The sequence below is a fragment of the Streptomyces sp. NPDC028368 genome (genome assembly GCF_055565615.1).
In genome coordinates this window covers 108,900-126,944 of record NZ_JBVHTY010000021.1, presented here as the reverse complement: position 1 = coordinate 126,944, position 18,045 = coordinate 108,900, and the positions used below count along the sequence as shown (strand labels likewise).

The window sequence follows — 18,045 nt, the reverse complement described above, 5'->3', positions numbered from 1 at the left end:
CGGTGGCATCCCGTCCCTGGCAGTCCCGTGCGCAGCGGTCGTGTCCGCAGGTCCCCGCCTGAGTGGTCCTGTCCGCGGCTCCGGTCAGGCCGGCGGGACGATACCGCGGATGATGCCGAGATCCAGCAAGTCCTGTGGGCGGATGCGGAGTTGATCGGCGGTGTGGTGTACCTCCTGTGGGTCGCGCTTGAGGATGGCGGCGGCCAGTTCCGGGGCGATCACGGAGAAGTAGCTGTCCGGTGTCGCCCAGAGCCGGCCGGGTGCGGCGAGGGCCAGCGCGCCTCCCGAGCCGCCCTCGCCGATGAGCAGGGACGTGACCGGCACGCGGGCCGAGGCCAGCGCGGCGAAGGCGTCGGCGATGGCCGCGCCGGCACCGGCCCGCTCCGCCGCCGCGTCATTGGCGGCGCCGGGCGTGTCCACGAGGGTGAGCACCGGGATGCCGAGCCTTTCCGCGAGCCGGACCAGCCGGGCGGCGGTACGGAATCCGGCCGGGCGGGTGGCCGTACCGCATTGCGCGGCGAAGGCGATGGTGCGGCCGTCGCGATGGCCGAATCCGCAGCGTATGCCGCCGTCGATGCCGCCGCACCGGTCGCCGCTGATCTCTTCCCGGTCCTCGAAGTACGCGCGCAGATACGCCTCGGCGCGCGGCCGCCGGGCGTCGCGGGCACCGGTCACCGCGCGCCATCCCGTCTCCGGCAGTTCACGCGCACCGAGCGCGGCCGGCGGGGGCGCCGGCTCAGGAGCGGCTCCTTCCCTCAACGCCCCTACGCCGCCCAGCAGTTGAAGCCATCGCCGCAACGCGGCGCGCAGCCCGTCCGCCGGTACGACGGCGTCGATCTGCCCGGCAGCGAGCTGGCCCTCGGCGGAGTAGGCGGACGGATCGGCGTCCACCGGGCGTACGCGTGAGCCCGCGAAGCCGATCTGGGCACCGGGCAGGGCGAGGATCACATCGGCGCCCGCGCCGAGCGTCGCCCAGCCGCCGCCGGTGGTCGGATCGCGCAGCACGGCGATCTGCGGCAGTCCCGCGGCGCGGTTCAGCGCCGACTGCCCGGCCACCCGCTGCAGTTGCGTCAGCGCGCGCATTCCTTCCTGCATCCGGCTGCCGCCCGTCGCGATCAGCGACACCAGTGGGAGGCGGCGCGCACGGGCCTCGGTGTACGCGGCCTCCAGGAGGTCGCCGGTGCGTTCGCCGAGTGAGCCGCCCAGATAGCCGAACTCGAAGGAGACCAGGACGACTTCGGTGCCTCCTATCGTGGCGCGGGCGGTGACCACCGACTCGTCCTCGCCGGTCCGCGCGCGGGCGCGGGCCCGGGACGCGTCGTACCCGCGCCAGCCGAGCGGCCCGTCCGGCTCGTCCGGCCTCGACCCTTCCGGCCTTGGCCCTTCCGATCTCGCCCCCGCCGACCTGTCCGGCCCGTCCGGCCCGCCGGCCCCCGAGCCGTCGGGTACTGCCGGCTCGGCATATCCGTCCGACACCGCCGCCATGGCCTGGCGGGCCGTCAGCCGCAGGCTCGGCATGGGATCACGCATGGAGCTCACGCTTGAGGATCTTGCCCATGTCGTTGCGCGGCAGCGCCTCCAGGAAGTGCACGACGCGGGGCCGTTTGTGCGGCGCGAGCTGGCGGGCGACATGGTCGGCGAGCTCCTGGGCGCAGGGCGGGGGCCCGGCGTCCGGGCCGGTTTCGGCCACGATCCAGGCGACGATCCGCTCACCGAGGTCCTCGTCCGGCTCGCCCGTGACGGCCGCCTCGGCGACGCCGGGGTGCGCCAGGAGGGCGTTCTCGATCTCGCCCGCGCCGATTTTGTAGCCGCCGCTCTTGATCAGGTCGGTGGCCTTGCGGCCGACAATGCGGTAATTCCCCGACGCATCACGGATCGCCATGTCGCCCGTACGGAACCAGCCACCGTCGAACGCCGCGGCCGTGGCATCGGGGCGGTTGAGGTATTCGATGAACAGATTCGGGCCGCGGACCTGCAGCTCGCCGACCGTCTCGCCGTCGTTCCCCTCGATGGCCTGCCCCGCGTCGTCCACCAGCCGGACATACACCCCCGGCAGCGGCACCCCGACCGTCCCGGCGGCATCCGGGCCGTCCGCCCGCACGCTGGTGTTCATGAGCGTCTCCGTCATGCCGTACCGCTCGATCACCCGCCGCCCGGAGGCCGCCGCGATCCGTTCGTGGTCGGTCAGCGGCAGCGCGGCCGACCCCGAGACCAGCAGCCGTGCCCCGGAGAGAGCCTTGGCGAGAGCAGGGTTGTGCCCGGCCTCGGCGGCCAGGCGGTGGTACATCGTCGGCACGCCGAACAGCATCGTGCCGTCCCCGGACAGCTCCCTGGCGACCCCGTCGGTGGTGAAGCGCCCCAGGTGGTGCACGCTGCCGCCGCGGCGCAGCGGTCCCAGGATGCCGAGGATCAGACCATGGACGTGAAACAACGGCAGGGCGTGGACGAGGACGTCGTCGGCGGTCCACTGCCAGGCGTCCTCCAGCGCGTCGAGGGTGTGGGCGATGGCGCGCCGGGGGAGGACGACGCCCTTGGGCGGCCCCGTGGTGCCGGAGGTGTAGACGATGAGGGCCGGGGCCTCATCGACCGGTTCGTACGGGAGCGCGGCCGGCTCGGACCCGCCCTCGGGCTCGGCCGCTTCGACGTCGATACGGGGGAGCGCGGCGAGCGCCGCCGGCAGGTCGTCGCCCGGCGCGGCCAGGACGAGCGAGGGCGCGCTGTCCGCCACGATGTGCGCCAGCTCGCTCTCGCCGATCTTGGGGTTCACCGGTACCGCGGCCACCCCGGAGAGCAGCGCGGCGACGGCGCCGACCGCGGTCTCCAGCGTCGGGGTCGCCCAGAGCGCCACCCGGCTCTCGCCGCCGATCCGCCCGGCGAGCGGCGCCGCCACGGCGGCCAGCCGGCGGTAGCTGAGCGCGCGGTCGCCGAAGCGCAGCGCGGGGGCGGGCGAAGCGTCGTGCAGCGCGGGGAAGAGCACGGTCACCGGATCTCCTTCGTCCTCGTCGGCGCCCGGCCCGTCGAGGCCGAGCCACCCCGCTCCCGCGCCCGTGACGGCGGAGAACGGTCTGACCACACCACTCTCGCAGAGACCTCTGACAATGCGATCCATGACGGCGCGATCTCGACGTGAGGGGAGCCGCCGTTCCTCACCCAGGAATCTTGCGGAAGTCCCAGGACGCGACGGAGTCCGGCGTCAGCCGCAGCCATGCGTGCCGGCCGTCGTGCGGCATCTCGTCCATCCCGAAGTACTTCGCCGCGAACAGCCGCTCCGGCCCGTCCAATTCGGGGCAGGGCTCGCCCGTCCGGGGCGCCTCGCCGACGCACACCGCCTCGCCCGCCAGCTCGACGCCGCGCAGCTCCGCGTACTCGTGCCCGTCGTCGACGACCACCGCGAGCCGCGGGTCCGTGCGCAGCTGGGCCCAGCGCTTGCTGCGGGTGATGGAGTACAGCCACAGCGCCGCACCGTCCCAGATGAACCACAGCGCCCCGACGTGCGGCGCGCCGTCACCGCCGACCGTCGCGACCCGGCAGGTCCGCTGAGCCGCCAGGAACGCGTCGAGCTCGTCCCGTGTCATCATGATCCGGCGCCCGCGCCGCTGAGTGTCCGCAACCCGCTGAGTGTCCGCCATCCCTCATCGCCTCCGCTGCCGTCCTCGCGCTGCCCGACCCACAACCTGACTGAACGTCAGAAATCATGGGGCCTCTTCCTGACGGACGCAATGGCGGCTAGCCTCGCGGCCTCGTAGAGGAAAGGGTCACCCATGCCGTCGGACGCGCGACTCATCGAGCAACTGGACCCGGCCACCACGGTGCTGCTCACCGTCGAGTGCCAGCGCGGCGTGGTCGGTACGGACAGCGCGCTGCCCGAACTCGCCGATGCGGCCCGCACTTCCGGAGCGCTGGCCAATGTCGCGCGCCTGGTGGCTGCCGCCCACGAGGCGGGGGTCCAGGTGCTGCACGCGATTGCGGAACGGCGGCCCGACGGGCGCGGCGCCAGCCGCAATGCCCGCCTCTTCAGGGCGGCCGAGCGGCTGCCCGTCCAGCAGACCGTCGGCTCCACGGCCGTGCGCGTCGCCGACCCGATCCCGGTCTCGGACGACGATCTGGTGGTGCGCAGGCTGCACGGTCTGTCCCCGATAGCCGGCACCGAGGTGGACGCCCTGCTGCGCAATATCGGGTGCCGGTCACTTGTCGTGACCGGGGTCTCGGCGAATGTGGCGATACCCAACGCGGTATTCGACGCGGTCAATCTCGGCTATACGGCCGTCGTACCGGCGGACGCCATCGCAGGGGTGCCCGCCGAATACACCCCTGCGATGGTCCGCAACACGCTGGCCCTGGTGGCCACCATCGCCACCACCGACGACGTACTGACCTGCTGGAAGCGGCCGCGCCGGACCCGCTGACCCGGGCCGCGCCGGGCCTCCGGCCGGCCGGGCCCCCGGCCGGCCGATCAGCAGGGCCTCCGGTCAGCCGAGCGTGACCGAACCGCCCTTGACGTTCACCTTGGCCGTCGGCAGTCCCCTGGTGGCGGGGCCCTCCTTCACGCTGCCGTCGCTGATGTCGTACTTGCTGCCGTGGCACAGGCAGTTGATGGTGCCCCCGGAGATCTCGCCGACGAGGCAGCCGGCATGCTGGCAGACCGCGGAGAAACCCTTGAACTCCCCGTCCTTCGGCTGCGTCACCACCACCTTCTCGGCTTTGAAGATCTTGCCGCCGCCCTGGGGAATCTCGGAGGTCTTCGCCAGCGCGGCCCCGCCGGCGCCGTCGCCGCCCCCGGTGGTGGCCGCACCGCCACCGGATCCGCCGGCCCCGGGCTCGGCCACCTTGTCGCCGGCCGCGTCGGATGCGCTACTGCCGCACGCCGCCAGGGCCGCGGTCAGCCCCGCCGCGCCGGCCGCCGCGACGACGGCCCGCCGCGCGGGCCCCGCGGTCCGCTCCGCCGTCGTCCGCTCCGCCGTCGTCCGCTCCGCTGCCGCCCGCTCCGCCGATTCCTGTTGAGCCATGGTGTGCCTCCGGTTCCTGGTGCGCTCGGTATGGGGGGTTCCGCATTCCGTACGGATGGACTGCCGTCAGCCTTCAGTACGCAGGGGCCGCCGCCCCCGTTCAATCCCCCTTCGTTCCCTCCGTCCGGTCCTTCAGGGCGTTGAGCAGGAAAGCGCGCTGGAAGCGCAGCAGGTTCTCGTTGACCGCGTCATCGGCCGGCGCATGGGTGGCGCCGGGCAGCGGGAGCACCGTGTGCGGCCGGCCCGCCGCGAGCAGCTCCGCCGAGAAGCGCAGGGTGTGCGCGGCCGCCACGTTGTCGTCGGCGAGCCCGTGGACGAGCAGCAGCGGGCGGCGCAGCCGGTGGCCGTGGCCGACCAGGGAAGAGCGCGCGTAGTTCTGCGGGTGTTCGTCCGGGTGGCCCAGGAACCGCTCCTTCCAGTGGGTGTCGTACAGCCGCTGGTCGGTGGGCGGAGCGCCGGCGACCGCCGCGTGGAAGACGTCGGGCCGGTGCACCACGGCGGCGGCCGCCAGGAACCCGCCGAACGACCAGCCGCGGATCGCCACCCGCGCCAGATCCAGGTCGGGGAAGCGGTCCCCGGCGGCCCGCAGCGCGTCCACCTGGTCCTCAAGGGCGGGTGTGAGCTGGTCACCGTGGATGGCCTTCTCCCAGGCGGGGCCCCGCCCGGGGGTTCCGCGACCGTCGACCACCAGGACCGCGAACCCCTGCTCCGCGAACCACTGCGACACACACGCGGGCCAGTCCCGGTCCCGCCCCACGATCTGCATGCCCGGACCCCCGTACGGGTCGAGCAGCACCGGCAGCTTTCCGGCGCCCTCCTGGTGCCACGACGGGAGGTACAGGGCGCCGCGCAGCTCCCGTTCGCCGAGTGTGAGAGGGAGCGGTTGCGGGGCGACCACCGGTTCCTCCGCGAGCGAGGCGATGGTCTCCCGGTGCGCGCCGGCACCGGCCTCGGTGCGTACGACCCGCACCTCGGCGCCCCGCGCGGTATCCCCCGCCAGGACCACCGTGCCGCCGCGGCCCACGCCCCCGTACCTGCCGGGCTCCCGGCTCAGCCGGCGGATGCCGTCGCCCGGCTCATGGCGCCACACATGGGTCTCGGTGGGGTCCTCGCTCGCCGTGAACAGCACCCGCTCGCCCTCGATGCCCAGGACCGCGCGCAACTGCAGCCCCTCGGGTGTGACCCGGTGGCCGCCGACGGTCAGATACCTCGTGTCCGCCGTGTCCTCGGGCAGCACCAGGGCCCCCGAGGCGGTACGCGCCGGCGTTCCGGGCACCAGCTCCACCCAGGCGGGATCGGTCCGCTCATGGATCACCTCGGTGGCACCGGTCGCCGGATCGACCGCGAGGGTGCGCACGGTGCGCTGGTCACGGCTCTGTACGGCGATGACGGGGCCGTGCGCGTCCCAGCCCGCGTCGACGAGATACTCGTACGCCTTCCGGTCCCATGCCACGTCCACCCGCTCCCCGTTCAGAGCGAGCACGTGCAAGGTGACTTCCGCGTTGGCGGTGCCCGCCGCCGGGTAGCGGATCGCCTGCGGGGGCTTCGTCGGGTCGGCCGGGTCGCTGAGGTAACGCCGTTCCATGGGGGAGGTGTCGACCCGGGCCACCAGGAGGCGGCGGCTGTCCGGCGCCCACCAGTAACCGCGCGCCCTGCCGATCGACTCGGCTGCCGTGTATTCGGCGAGTCCGTAGGTGATCTCCGGCCCCTCGCTGCAGGCCGGCTGCCGGTCGGTGCCCTCCAGGTCGACGACGTGGAAGGAACGGCGGCTGACATAGGCGATATGCCGCCCGTCGGGGGAGGGCCGGGGGTCGACCACGGGGCCGGCCGCCGCTACGGGGAACGGTGCGCCGCCGTCCGTACGCACCGCCCACAGCGCCCCGGACAGCGCGAAGGCCACCAGACGGACGGCATCATCGGTGGCGTACGCCACCACACCCCCGGACCGCTCGCGAGCCCGCTCCCGCCGCAGCCGCTCCTCCTCGGGGACGCGCTCCGGCCCGGCCCCCACCAGGAGCGTCGGATCCGCCAACAGCCGCTCCGCGCCGCCCTCGTACTGCCACAGCCGGCCCACCGGATCGGTGCCCGACCCCGTACGCACGAACAGCACCCGCCGGCCGTCGGGGGAGACGGTGAAGTGCTTCGGCACCCCGAGCGAGAAGCGCCGGGTGCGCGCGAACTGCCGGGGAAAGCCTGCCGCGTTCAAAGGGTAGCCGTCCGAGGTGCCGTCCAAGGTGCTGTCCTCCAGGGTGCTGTCCTGCGGGGCGCGGTGCCCCAAGGTTGTATAGGCATAAAAGATCGCGGCGCGAAAGTATGGACCTCGTGTATTTCCCCGGTCGCCGGCGCTGAACTGCACGCCCCTCGACCGCTGCCGCCTCATCGGGCCGGCGTCCGCGTATGCCGTATAGCCCTGGTACAGCCGGGCGAACCAGGCTGGGGGCGTGCCGGTCCTGGCCGGGCTCCGGCGGTTCGCACGGTGCCGGTCGTCCGCTGCCAGGAGGTCGCACGCCGAGCCCGGCCCTCGCGGCAGCTGGTCGGTCGAGCGCTACCCGTCCCCGCTGACCGCCCTGTTCGTCTCCGCGTGCAAGGCGCCCGCCGAGCGTGAACCCAGGGGGCTGACGTTCGCCCCGGACGAGATGCGGGAGTACCTGGGGCACCTCGGCGGGTCCGGTGCGCGGGCCATGGAGCACGAGGAGCTCTGGCGGATCGCCTACCCGGTGCTCTGCGTCTGCGGCGATCTGCGGCTCACCGAGAAGTACCGCCATGCGGCCGGGGCCCCGCCGGTCTGTCCGGTCGTTGCCGTGGCGGGCGCGGAGGATCCCGCCGTCACTCCGACGGGGAAGCCTCCCGTGTCGTCAAGGCGCCCGGAGTGCGGGGCACGCTGATCGAGCGGATCGCGAGCTGGTCGATCCGGCACCGCGCCCTGGCGATCGGCGGCTGGCTCGCCCTCGTCGTGGTCGCCGTCCTCTCCACCTTGTTGGTGTCCGGGCCCAGCGCGGACACCGACGACCCCGGGGAATCGGGCGCGGTGAAGAAGGTCCTGAACAGCCAGAAGGACTATGAGCCGGTGCTGGAGAACGTACTGATCCAGCCGAAGGGATCGGATGGCGGCACGTTCGTCGACCATCCCGAACTCCGCCGGGCGACCCAGGACTTGGTTGCGGAATTCAAGAAGACCCCGGGCGCGGTGACCGGTCTGCGCACCCCACTGTCTCCGGGCAAGGAGAAGCAGCTCTCCGCGGACGGCCGCTCGGGCCTGGTCACTTTCTTCGTGGCCGGTCCCAACGACAAGATGGATGCGCATTTCGAGGCGGCGACCGAGGCGGTGAAGGCGACCGCGGCCAAGCATCCGCAGGTACGCGTCGTCCAGGCCGGTGACCAGAGTCTGTCCACCGCCGTGGACGAGGCGATCAAGGAGGACTTCGGCAGTGCCGAGACCACCTCACTCCCGATCACGCTACTGATCCTGCTCGTGGTCTTCGGCGCCCTGGTCGCGGCGTCCATTCCGCTGCTGCTGGCGGCCACCACCGTCGCGGCCACCTTCGGGTTCATCGGCGTGCTGGGGCAGTGGGTCGCGGTCAACAGCGCCGTGTCCTCGATGATCCTGCTGATCGGTGTGGCTGTCAGCGTCGACTACTCACTGTTCTACCTGCGACGGGAGCGCGAGGAGCGGGCGGCCGGGCGGAGCGTGGCGGACTCCCTGCGGACCACCGCCAAGACCTCGGGCCATGTGGTCGCGGTCTCCGGCCTGACCGTGATGCTCTGCGTCAGCGGGCTCCTGCTCAGCGGACTCGACGTCTTCCGCGGGCTGGCGCTCGGCACGGTCCTGGTCGTCGGTCTGGCGATGATCGGCTCCGTCACGGTACTGCCGGCCCTGCTCGCCGCCCTGGGCCACCGGGTCGACAAGGGGCGCATCCCGTGGCTCGGCAAGCGCCGCACCACCGTCCTGGAGTCCGGCGCCTGGCGGAAGGCGGCACGCGGGGTGGTCAGGCGGCCGCTGCTGTGGGGCGGCGCCGCCGTGGTGGCGCTCGTCACGATGGCGCTGCCGATGTTCGGCATGCACCTGCAGGACGCGGCGGTGGTCAACAGCCTGCCGCGCAGCGCCCCGACGGTGGACGCCGCGATCCGCATGCAGGAGGCGTTCCCCGGCGCGCCGACCCCGGCCCGGGTGGCGATCTGGGGAGTCGACGGCAAGCCCGCGGACACTCCCGAGGTGCACGCGGCCATCGACAAGCTGCACGACGAGATCGCCGCCGGCGGCGGCCAACTCGCCGGACCCGTCTCGACGGTGCAGGTCGACGACGTCCTGGTGGTGCGCATCCCCCTGGCGGGCACGGGCACCGACCCGGTCTCCAACGACGCGCTGCAGAGGCTGCGCGACCGCGCGCTGCCGGACACCCTCGGCACGGTCGACGGGATCGAGTACGCCACCGGCGGCCGCACCGCCTTCGCCCATGACTTCGCCGAGCAGCTCAGCGGCCGGACGTTCCTGGTCATCGGCTTCGTCCTGGTCCTGGCCTTCGCCCTGCTGCTCGTGGTCTTCCGCTCGCTGGCCATCCCGCTGGTCTCGATCGCCCTCAACCTGCTCTCGATGGGCGCCTCCTACGGCGTCCTCACCTGGGTCTTCCAGGACGGGAACCTGAGCTCACTGCTCGGCTTCACGCCGTACGGCGGAGTGGCGGGCTGGCTGCCGCTGTTCATGTTCGTGGTGCTGTTCGGCCTCAGCATGGACTACCACATCTTCATCCTCAGCCGGATCAGGGAACGCCGGCTCGCCGGCGCCGGCGCCAAGGAGGCGGTCGTCGGCGGTATCGCGGCCAGTGCCGGTGTCGTCACCAGCGCGGCTGTCATCATGACCGCGGTCTTCACCGTCTTCGTCACCCTGTCCGCCATCGAGAACAAGATGATGGGCGTGGGCATGGCCGTCGCCATCCTCATCGACGCCACCATCGTCCGAGGGCTGCTGCTGCCGGCCGTGCTGTCCGTGCTCGGCAAGCGGGCCTGGGAACTGCCCGGCTGGCTGAGCCGGCTGCCCGGCAAGGGCGAGCAGCGCCGCACGCCGGCGGACGACACCGATCACGACTTCGCCCTCGACGCGGCGCCGGCCCGCCCCGCCGCCTCTCCACAGCTGCTTCCGACCGTCGCTGTTGCAGGTGGTCACCCTCACCAAGGTGCCGCTGAAAGGCTGTGAGTCGATCTCCAGGCAGTGGTCGGTCTCGGCGCTCTTCAGGGTCTGGCCTGCCGCGGATGTGGTGTCAAGGCGCCAGTGGATGGTGCCGGAACTGCAGTTGGTGAGGCCGGCTTGGTAGTCGTTGCCCGGGGCGCTGTCAGTCAGGAGCCGCTGGCGCGGTTGACCAGCTCGAAGGTGTTGCCGCCGGTGGAGCGCAGCGTCCAGGTGGAGGCGTAGCCGGCACTGCAGGTGCCGATGGACAGAAAGCGGGCCCGGCGCGGGTGTGGCGGGTGTGGCGGGCGTGGCGGGTTCCTCTGGCGGGGTTACCGGCACCGAGCCCGTCGGCACCGAGCCCGTCGGCACCGAGCCCGTCGGCACCGCGCTGCTGACCGGGGCGGTGAATCAGTCGCGCCCGAAGCGGCGGAGCGCGCCGGTCATGAAGACGACGGCCATCAGGGCGGCGGATACCGCGAGGGTCACCGACGGCTGTGCGGCGGCCAGTTCGCTGCTGTCGCGCAGCGCGCCCATGAAGTCGAAGATCGGCAGGCCGTTGGCGACGCTGTACCAGAGCGGCAGGTAGACGGCCTGGAAGAGGCGATGGGTACGGCTGAGGGTGCCCAGGGTGAGGGCCAAGGACGGGATGAACAGGGCGCCGCCGACCCAGCCGGCCAGGCCGAGCCAGTCGGCGGCAGCAGCCAGGCGGATGAGCGGGCCGAGGCCGGCCACGGCGGTGACGGTCAGGCCCGCGGCCCATTCGGCGAAGACCCGGCGGCGCACCGCGGGGTAGGCGCCGAGCACGCCTTCGACGTGGTACTCGTGGCGCTGGGTACCCAGTCGCGACCAGATCAACACCGGCCAGATCCAGGCCAGCGGCAGCATGACGCGGGTGATGCCATGGATCGTCGGTGCGGAGAGCCCGAGGAGCATGAGGAAGGCGGCACCCGTCCACCACCACCAGCGCACGCCCTGCAGCAGGATGCGGACCTCGCCCGCCCAGATCCGCAGGGTCACTGCGCCCGGCTCCGGCCGGGTACGCAGCAGCGTGGCGACGGTGGGCCGGGAGGCGGCTCCCCCATGGCCCCGAGCGGACAGAGGAGACGCCCCCGGGCCGACCTCGTCGATGAAGACCGGCTGGACGAGGCCGTCGACCGGACCCTGCTCGGGGGTACGCGCCGTGGCCTGGCGGGTCCGCGCGGGGTCGAACCGGCCGAACCACACGGCGGGGAGCGCGGCGATGACGACGGCGATCAGCAGCAGCGTCACCCGGCCCAGGACATAGCCGGCGGTGGGCGTGAAGCCGTCCCAGGTGAACAGGCCGAGGGGCTTGTCGAGGTAGGTCAGGCCGAGGCTGAACTCGCCGTTGACCTCGATGTCCTGGGCGACCATATCGGCGTACATCGACCTGACGACGCTGTTGACGCCGATGCCGTCGAGGGGCAGACCGGGACCCTGGCCGGCCGTCGAGAGGGCCAGCCAGATGCAGAACCACAGGACGTTGCCCAGGCCGGTACGCAGCAGCGGCAGCGATTCGAAGAGGAGGGCGAGGGCGGCGGTCAGTGCGACGAGGGGCAGCGCGATGAGGACGAAGGGCTGCCAGAGGGTGATCAGGTCGATGTCGTGCGACTCGCCGCGGGCCAGTTGCATGACGAGGGCGGTGACCGCGAGCACCGCGAGCATGGACGACAGCAGCATGAGATTGCTGAGGAACTTGCCGACCATGTACGCGGAGGTGCGCAGCGGGGTCGCGGCGAGCAGCTGGCCGACGCGGGTGCTGCGGTCGCGTTCGATGGAGTTGCGGACGATGTAGAAGCCGCCGAGGGTGATCCACAGTCCGCTGGCCAGGGCCGTCACCATGCCGACATAGGCGCTGTTGTAGACCCCACGGTGATCACCGATCTGCATGATCATCCATGTGGCGTCCGCGTCGGGCACCGCCACATATCCGAGGGCGACGGCCGCGGCCAGGGTGACGGCATACGCGGGCCGGCGTACCCGATCGCGGAAGTCGGCCACCGCGAGACCGGTGAGCATGCGCATCATCGCGTCACACCGCCCGTGCCTGGAGCGGCCGTTCGCCGAGGCCCCCGCCCACCCGGCCGCCGGCGGCCCCGCGGATGGTGGCGAGGTAGGCGTCCTCCAGATCGGGGGTCAGCGGGAGGGCGCCCTCGTACGGCAGATCCTGCGACAGCAGCCGGATGCGGACGCCCTCGGTCGTACGGACCAGACGGCTGACGATGTACCGGGCCTGCACCGCCGGTACGGAGGCGGGGTCGACCAGCACCTCCCACACCTGGCCCTCCACCGAACGCAGCAGGTCCTCGGGGGTGCCGCGGCGCTGTAGCCGGCCGCCGGCCAGCACCGCGATGTCGGAGGCCACCGATTCGACGTCGGAGACGATGTGGGTGGAGAGCATCACGACCTTGTCGGCCGCCAGATCGCTGAGCAGATTGCGGAACCTGACCCGCTCCTCGGGGTCCAGTCCTGCGGTCGGCTCGTCCACGATGATCACCTGCGGATCGGCGAGCAGCACCTGGGCGATGCCGACCCGGCGCAGCATGCCGCCGGAGTACTTGCCCAGGGGGCGTTTGACCGCTTCGGTGAGATTGACGAGCTCCAGGAGCTCATCGATCCGGGCGTTGGCGGTCTTCGCCGAGACGCCCTTGGCGGCGGCCAGATACCGTAGGAATTCGCGGGAGGTCAGGTTCGGGTAGACGCCGAAGTCCTGCGGGAGGTAACCCAGCGCCCGGCGCAGCGCATTGGGCCTGGCGACCGCGTCCTCGCCGTGGAAGAGGACCTTGCCGCTGGAGGGCCGGGTGACGGTGGAGGCGATCCGCATGAGGGACGACTTGCCGGCGCCGTTGGGGCCCAGCAGGCCGAGCATGCCGGGCTCCAGACGCATCGTCAGGTCGTCGACGGCGTGTTTGCCGCCCTTGTAGATCTTGGTGATGTTGACGAGGTCGAGCACGGGTCAGCTCTTCCCGGTCAGGTTGGTCTTCTCGCCGTCCTTGGTCACCGAGATGCCTTTGGGGACCTCGACCTTGAACTTGGCGTCACAGATGGCGATGCCACTGCAGCCGGCGTCGATGTCGAGGGTGTCGCCCTTGAGCGTCCACTTCAGGTGCTCGGTGCCCGCGGCCGAGTCGAACCAGCGGGTGACCTTGATGTCCCTGCGGTCGGCGGCGACCACCTTGGTGGCGACCTCGTGCGTGGTCAGCTTCAGGGAATTGCCGGAGTACGTGAAGGACTTCGACTCGGGCTTCGCCTTCGAGGCGTCCACGGAGCAGCCGGTGAGGCCGAGAGTGGCGGCGACGGTCGCCGCCGCGACGACGAGTGTGGCGGGCCGCTTCGCGATGGTGCCTGAGAACATCGGTTCCTCCAGAAGTACGGGGTGGTGCACTTCCCTGAGGATCCCGGGCCCGGGAGGCCGGCACATCTGCCGATCGGCAGATATCCGATCAGCGGATGGCGGGCGCCGGCAGCAGGCACCTGACCCGCCACCCCTCTTCGTACGGGCCGGCCTCCAGCGCGCCGCCCAGGGCGCTGACTCGTTCGGCGAGACCCGCCAGGCCCGTACCGCCGCGTGGGGGTCCCCCCTGCTCCTCGAGAGCTTGGGGGAGGGTGCCGGCGGGCGCCCCCGGGCCGGTGTTGTCGGCGACCGAGATCTCCACGGCCCGGTCGGCGGTCCGTCCGGCGAAGACCTGCACCCGGCCGGCCTGCGACGCATGCCGGCGGACATTGGTCAGCGATTCCAGTACCACGCGGTACGCGGTGTCCTCGGCCTCCCGCGAGAGGGTGCCGGCCACCTCGTCCTCCAAGGACAGCGCGACCTCGGCGGCGGCCATGGCGGAGAAGCGGTCGACGAGTTCGGGCAGATCGGCCAGGCCGTGGAGCCGGGTGGGCGGCGGCTCGCCCCACTTGCGGCCCTCTGCCTCGCGCAGCGTCGCCACCGTCTGGTCCATGGAGTCCAGCGCCCGTAGCCCAGCCTTCTCGATCCGCTGCAAGAGGGCGTGGGGCTCCTCGGGCCCGGAGTCATCGCTGAGTTGGGCCGCCTGGGCCTCCAGGACGATGCCGGTCACCTCGTGGGCGACGAAGTCATGCAGATCGCGGGCGACTTCGAGGCGCTGTTCGCGTCGGGCCAGCGCCACGGCCTGGGTTCGGCGGTTGTCCAGCGACCGCAGATAGAGGCCGACGCCGGTGGCGATGGCGGCCGGGATGAACGCCAGCGAGGCCGCGAACACCGACTCCTTGAGCCCGGTGTGGGGGGCGTGCAGGGTGAAGCGCAGAGGCAGCAGGATCGCGGCGGCGCCGGTCAGCGTGCCGACCGGGCCCACCCGGGGGCCGGGCACATGGCGCACCACCCGCTCCAGGAGGACGAGCAGCGCGACCGTCTCGAACGGGTACCAGAGAATCACCAGGCCGGGCTGCCCGAAGTAGCCGACGTCCGCAGCGAGGGAGAGTACCGCGACGCCACCCGCCGCCTGGGCCAGGGAGATCCGGCCGGTCGGCCAGGCGAGAATCGCTACGGCCAGTGTCAACGCGGCCATGACCGCCGGCAGCCAGGCGCTCGGTGGCGCTATGACGGCGGGGGCGAGCATCAAGACCGCGGCCACCCCGCACCGCCGGCGGCGCTTCTGCCGGGGAGGAACGTCGTAATCCATGAGGGTGAGGCTACGTACATTCCCCGGGCCACGGGGCTGGAAGCACAACGCGGGAATTCCGGCATCTGCCGGACGGTGGATTTCGCCGTCCGGCATCGGGGTTCCGCCGGGTGGCGATCCGCCGGGGCCGGCCGCGGGATTTCAGCCCGGGGTCTGCCCCGTGGCATATCCCAGCTCCCAAGCCCGCACCGCGATCCCGACCCGATTACGTACCTGTAGCTTTCGCTGAATGCTGGCGATATGGGTCTTCACCGTGCCCGCGGAGATGAACAACTCGCGGGCGATATCGGAATTGGTCTTGCCCTCGGCGACCTTCCCGGCGACCTCCACCTCCCGCTCGGTCAGCCCCGAATCGCGGGGCCGGGGGCGGCGGCCGGTCGTGGGGCCGGTGACATGCCGGAGCAGCCGGACGGTGATCGACGGGCTGATCAGGCTGTCGCCGGCCATCGCCGCCCGGACCGCCTCGACCAGCAACGTCGGCCCGGAGCGCTTGAGGAGGAACCCCGAGGCGCCGAAGCGCAACGCGGGGTAGACGTACTCATCGAGGTCGAAGGTCGTCACGACGACGACCCGGACGGGGTGGGCCGTGGCGGGGTCGGCCAGTCGGCGGGTCACCTCCAGGCCGTCCATCCGCGGCATCCGGATGTCCACCAGCGCCACATCCGGTTTGAGCGTGCGCCCCAGCTCCACGGCGTCCACACCGTTTGCCGCCTCGCCGACCACTTCCATGTCGGTCTGGCTCTCCACGATGCGGCGTATTCCGCGGCGGACCATTTCCTGGTCATCGGCGATCAGCAAGCGAATAGTCACGAGCGGGAATTCTGCCGTACGGCGGGGGCGGATGAGAGCTTGTTCCCCGGGGCCGGCGGTGAACTGTGCGAAATAATCGCCGGTTCCCGGAGAAAAGGCGTGGTGCGGGCCGCCCGGCCGCCCTGAGCCTCTTCCCTCGCCCGCGCCAGGCGCCGAGGCCGTTCGTCCCCGCACTCGGCCCGCCGCCGTGGCCGGCGCAGGGCCTCCTCCCGCGCCAACCGCGCACCCGCGGCCCATCGTGGCAGGAACATGCGGAGCGAGCTCCACGACGACGAAGGACATGCGGATATCGCGGGAGATTCCGCGGTGGCCGGCGCGGCGATGCGCGGCAGTGTCCCCGTCGATGGGAGAAAACTGGTCCGGGTCGCTGTGGTTCGAGCTGTACGCCGAAGAGGCCGGGGGAAGGCGCGCCGACCCCCGGCGGCCGCGCCGCTAGGCCGACGGGCCCATGATCGGCTCCAGCTCCCCCGGCACCTCGATGGTGAGCGTGCCGTCTCTGTTGTCGAAGGCGGTCAGCGAGGTCAGGGTTCCGTCACGCCACCAGTACAGGTACGGGGAGATGGGGCCGTTCCCTTCGTCGGCGTCGTTTCCGTACGATTCGAGGCCGAAGGACGCCAGGGCTTTGACGGCCGTGCCCGCATGGTGGTCCATGATCGGGTGGAAGGCGAAGTGGTGCCGGCCGGGGACAGCGACCAGCACGCCTTCGGGCGGCGGCGGGTGTCCGTGCGTGGTCCGCATAACCTCGTCGAGCACCAGCACCTGGCTCCCCACGTAATGGGAGTCGCCGGCGACGAGGTGGAGGACCGTGCCGTCATCGAGCTCGGCCGTGTCGTACTCGAACGGATCCTTCAGGAGGTTGGCCCGTCCGGCGGCCCGCAGCTTTTCCAGCCCGCCGTACTGCGCCACGTCACAGTCCCTGAGCATGCTGACGGCGTCGCCCAGGTCGAGGGAGAGGGCCTCGACGAGACCCTCCGCCACGGGCCGCACGTACTCGTAGGCGTCGACGATCTCCGGCGGCAGCATGTCATCGGCTATCAGCCGGAGATAGACACGCTCTGACATGTTGTCAGGATTGCGGTCGGGATGGCTGTTGGGGTTATGGAAGAAATTCACAGCAGGAGCGTAGGGCGCCCCGCTGACAGTCCCTCACCGCGAAGCCGACATCGGCCGCTGCACCCGGATCGACTACAGCAGCGGTTGACGACCTGAAGTGATGGACCGGCTGGAACCTGACCGACACCCGCAAGGCCCTCGCCGCCACCGGAGCCCAGGCCATCGAACTCGACGAAGGCACCGGCTACCTCCTGCCCGAGGACCTCGAACCCGCTGCCACCAGCGAATCCAGTGCAGCACTGCTGCCCGGCCTCGACCCCACCCCGATGGGTCGGCGCCACCGCGACTGGTACCTCGACCCCGAACACACCAAGGCCCTCTTCGACCGCAACGGCATCATCGGCCCCACCATCTGGTGGGACGGCCGCATCATCGGCGCCTGGGCCCAGCACCCCGACGGACACATCAACCACCACCTCCACACCGACCCCGGCCGCGCAGCCCGCACAGCCATACGCGACGCCGGCTTCCTCGGCGACGGCGCAGTGGGTCAGGCCCTCGATGTTGCGCTCGGCGATGCCCTTCTCTGTGGCTGCGGCAGTGCGCCCCAGCACCTTCTACCGGCCCACGAAGCAGCCCGAGTACGTGCACATCGACTCCCTGTTCAGGGGGCCGGGCCGCAACGTCATCGACTTCGACCTGGCCGAATCCCAGTTCCGGCACCTGACGAGGGTGCCGATTTCGGTACGCGAGGTCGCCATCTCCTCCACCCTGCTGCTGCGGTGGCTGCGCGCGGGCTCGCGCAAGAACGCCACATACACCGTCTTTCGTGAGGCCGGTCGCGTCATCCGCACCGTCCAGCGGCAGCGCTACCTCTCCGACGCTCCGCTGCGCCGACGGGTGGCCGCCGCCACGAACAAGGTCGAGGCGTTCAACGGCTGCTCCCAGTGGATCGGTTTCGGCAACAGGGGCGTCATCGCCGACAACGACTCCGTCGAGCAGGAGAAGACCGTGAAGTTCAACGCTCTGCTCACGAACACGGCTATCTTCCACGACGCCGTGGACATCGCCGAGATCGTCCGGCGACTCCAGGAGGAGGGCCACGTCATCGATCCCGAGGACCTGGCCCACATCTCGCCGTACTTGACCGAGCACATCCGCTGCTTCGGCGAGTACTCCACCCCCGAACTCGCTCCCTACCTGGAGCAGTTGGGCCAGCGCCCGCTGCGCGCCGCCCGCGCCCTCACCCGGCACGACAAGAACGGCGCCGAGGACCGATGAGTAAGGGTCCTTGGCGCCGCAGACAGTCGGGCGGGCCGGATTACTTGGGCGGCAGCTCTGCGGTGAC

General features: G+C 71.6%; 15 protein-coding genes and 1 pseudogene. 5 read left to right on the top strand and 11 right to left on the bottom strand.

Features of this window, described 5'->3' with window-relative positions:
• Positions 1-84 precede the first annotated feature (84 nt).
• The 3 genes from ACZ4S3_RS35525 to ACZ4S3_RS35515 form a co-directional block, all read right to left on the bottom strand.
• The gene (locus tag ACZ4S3_RS35525) at positions 85-1,530 is read right to left on the bottom strand and encodes a carboxyl transferase domain-containing protein (protein ID WP_467942070.1); all 1,446 of its coding nucleotides are present in this window, start codon (positions 1,528-1,530) and stop codon (positions 85-87) included.
• Complete coding sequence (locus ACZ4S3_RS35520; protein ID WP_467942118.1) at positions 1,523-2,983, bottom strand: acyl-CoA synthetase; 1,461 nt, start codon at positions 2,981-2,983, stop codon at positions 1,523-1,525. Before ACZ4S3_RS35520 ends, ACZ4S3_RS35525 begins: the two co-directional genes overlap by 8 nt.
• 163 nt (positions 2,984-3,146) lie before the next feature.
• Positions 3,147-3,629: a pyridoxamine 5'-phosphate oxidase family protein gene (locus ACZ4S3_RS35515; RefSeq protein WP_467942068.1), complete on the bottom strand. Its 483-nt coding sequence runs from the start codon at positions 3,627-3,629 to the stop codon at positions 3,147-3,149.
• Positions 3,630-3,761: 132 nt separating this feature from the next.
• On the opposite strand from ACZ4S3_RS35515, the gene ACZ4S3_RS35510 reads away from it, so the two are divergent.
• Positions 3,762-4,406 carry a cysteine hydrolase family protein gene (locus ACZ4S3_RS35510; protein ID WP_467942066.1) on the top strand — a complete coding sequence of 215 codons (645 nt, stop codon included), beginning with the start codon at positions 3,762-3,764 and terminating at the stop codon, positions 4,404-4,406.
• A 63-nt stretch (positions 4,407-4,469) separates the two neighbouring features.
• On the opposite strand, the gene ACZ4S3_RS35505 is transcribed toward ACZ4S3_RS35510, so the two are convergent.
• Both ACZ4S3_RS35505 and ACZ4S3_RS35500 read right to left on the bottom strand, forming a co-directional pair.
• A complete protein-coding gene (locus ACZ4S3_RS35505; RefSeq protein WP_467942064.1) occupies positions 4,470-5,006 on the bottom strand; it encodes a Rieske (2Fe-2S) protein in 537 nt (178 codons plus the stop codon).
• A gap of 100 nt (positions 5,007-5,106) precedes the next feature.
• A complete protein-coding gene (locus ACZ4S3_RS35500) occupies positions 5,107-7,239 on the bottom strand; it encodes a prolyl oligopeptidase family serine peptidase (protein ID WP_467942114.1) in 2,133 nt (710 codons plus the stop codon).
• 208 nt (positions 7,240-7,447) lie between these two features.
• On the opposite strand from ACZ4S3_RS35500, the gene ACZ4S3_RS35495 reads away from it, so the two are divergent.
• Together ACZ4S3_RS35495 and ACZ4S3_RS35490 are read left to right on the top strand one after the other, a co-directional pair.
• A complete protein-coding gene (locus ACZ4S3_RS35495) occupies positions 7,448-7,891 on the top strand; it encodes a hypothetical protein (RefSeq protein WP_467942062.1) in 444 nt (147 codons plus the stop codon).
• Entirely contained in the window at positions 7,876-10,197 is a 2,322-nt protein-coding gene (locus ACZ4S3_RS35490; protein ID WP_467942060.1) for an MMPL family transporter, read from the top strand. Before ACZ4S3_RS35495 ends, ACZ4S3_RS35490 begins: the two co-directional genes overlap by 16 nt.
• 381 nt (positions 10,198-10,578) lie before the next feature.
• On the opposite strand, the gene ACZ4S3_RS35485 is transcribed toward ACZ4S3_RS35490, so the two are convergent.
• The 6 genes from ACZ4S3_RS35485 to ACZ4S3_RS35460 all read right to left on the bottom strand — a co-directional run bounded on the left by ACZ4S3_RS35485 (position 10,579) and on the right by ACZ4S3_RS35460 (position 16,706).
• Positions 10,579-12,216, bottom strand: coding sequence for a hypothetical protein (locus ACZ4S3_RS35485; protein ID WP_467942058.1), 1,638 nt, complete (start codon positions 12,214-12,216; stop codon positions 10,579-10,581).
• A 4-nt stretch (positions 12,217-12,220) separates the two neighbouring features.
• Positions 12,221-13,141, bottom strand: a complete 921-nt coding sequence (locus tag ACZ4S3_RS35480) for an ABC transporter ATP-binding protein (RefSeq protein ID WP_467942056.1) — start codon at positions 13,139-13,141, stop codon at positions 12,221-12,223.
• Between the two features lie 3 nt (positions 13,142-13,144).
• On the bottom strand, positions 13,145-13,543 hold the full coding sequence (locus tag ACZ4S3_RS35475; protein WP_467942053.1) for a hypothetical protein: 399 nt from the start codon (positions 13,541-13,543) through the stop codon (positions 13,145-13,147).
• 88 nt (positions 13,544-13,631) lie between these two features.
• Positions 13,632-14,834: a sensor histidine kinase gene (locus ACZ4S3_RS35470; protein ID WP_467942051.1), complete on the bottom strand. Its 1,203-nt coding sequence runs from the start codon at positions 14,832-14,834 to the stop codon at positions 13,632-13,634.
• 141 nt (positions 14,835-14,975) lie between these two features.
• The gene (locus tag ACZ4S3_RS35465) at positions 14,976-15,644 is read right to left on the bottom strand and encodes a response regulator (protein WP_467942049.1); all 669 of its coding nucleotides are present in this window, start codon (positions 15,642-15,644) and stop codon (positions 14,976-14,978) included.
• 432 nt (positions 15,645-16,076) lie between these two features.
• Entirely contained in the window at positions 16,077-16,706 is a 630-nt protein-coding gene (locus ACZ4S3_RS35460; RefSeq protein WP_467942047.1) for a hypothetical protein, read from the bottom strand.
• A 167-nt stretch (positions 16,707-16,873) separates the two neighbouring features.
• Between ACZ4S3_RS35460 and ACZ4S3_RS35455 the strand changes: the two are divergent.
• Both ACZ4S3_RS35455 and ACZ4S3_RS35450 read left to right on the top strand, forming a co-directional pair.
• A pseudogene (locus ACZ4S3_RS35455) lies at positions 16,874-17,161 on the top strand (DNA glycosylase AlkZ-like family protein); the annotation flags it as partial.
• A 124-nt stretch (positions 17,162-17,285) separates the two neighbouring features.
• Positions 17,286-17,978 (top strand): Tn3 family transposase, encoded by a 693-nt coding sequence (locus tag ACZ4S3_RS35450; RefSeq protein ID WP_467942046.1) that lies wholly within the window; start codon positions 17,286-17,288, stop codon positions 17,976-17,978.
• Positions 17,979-18,045 lie beyond the last annotated feature (67 nt).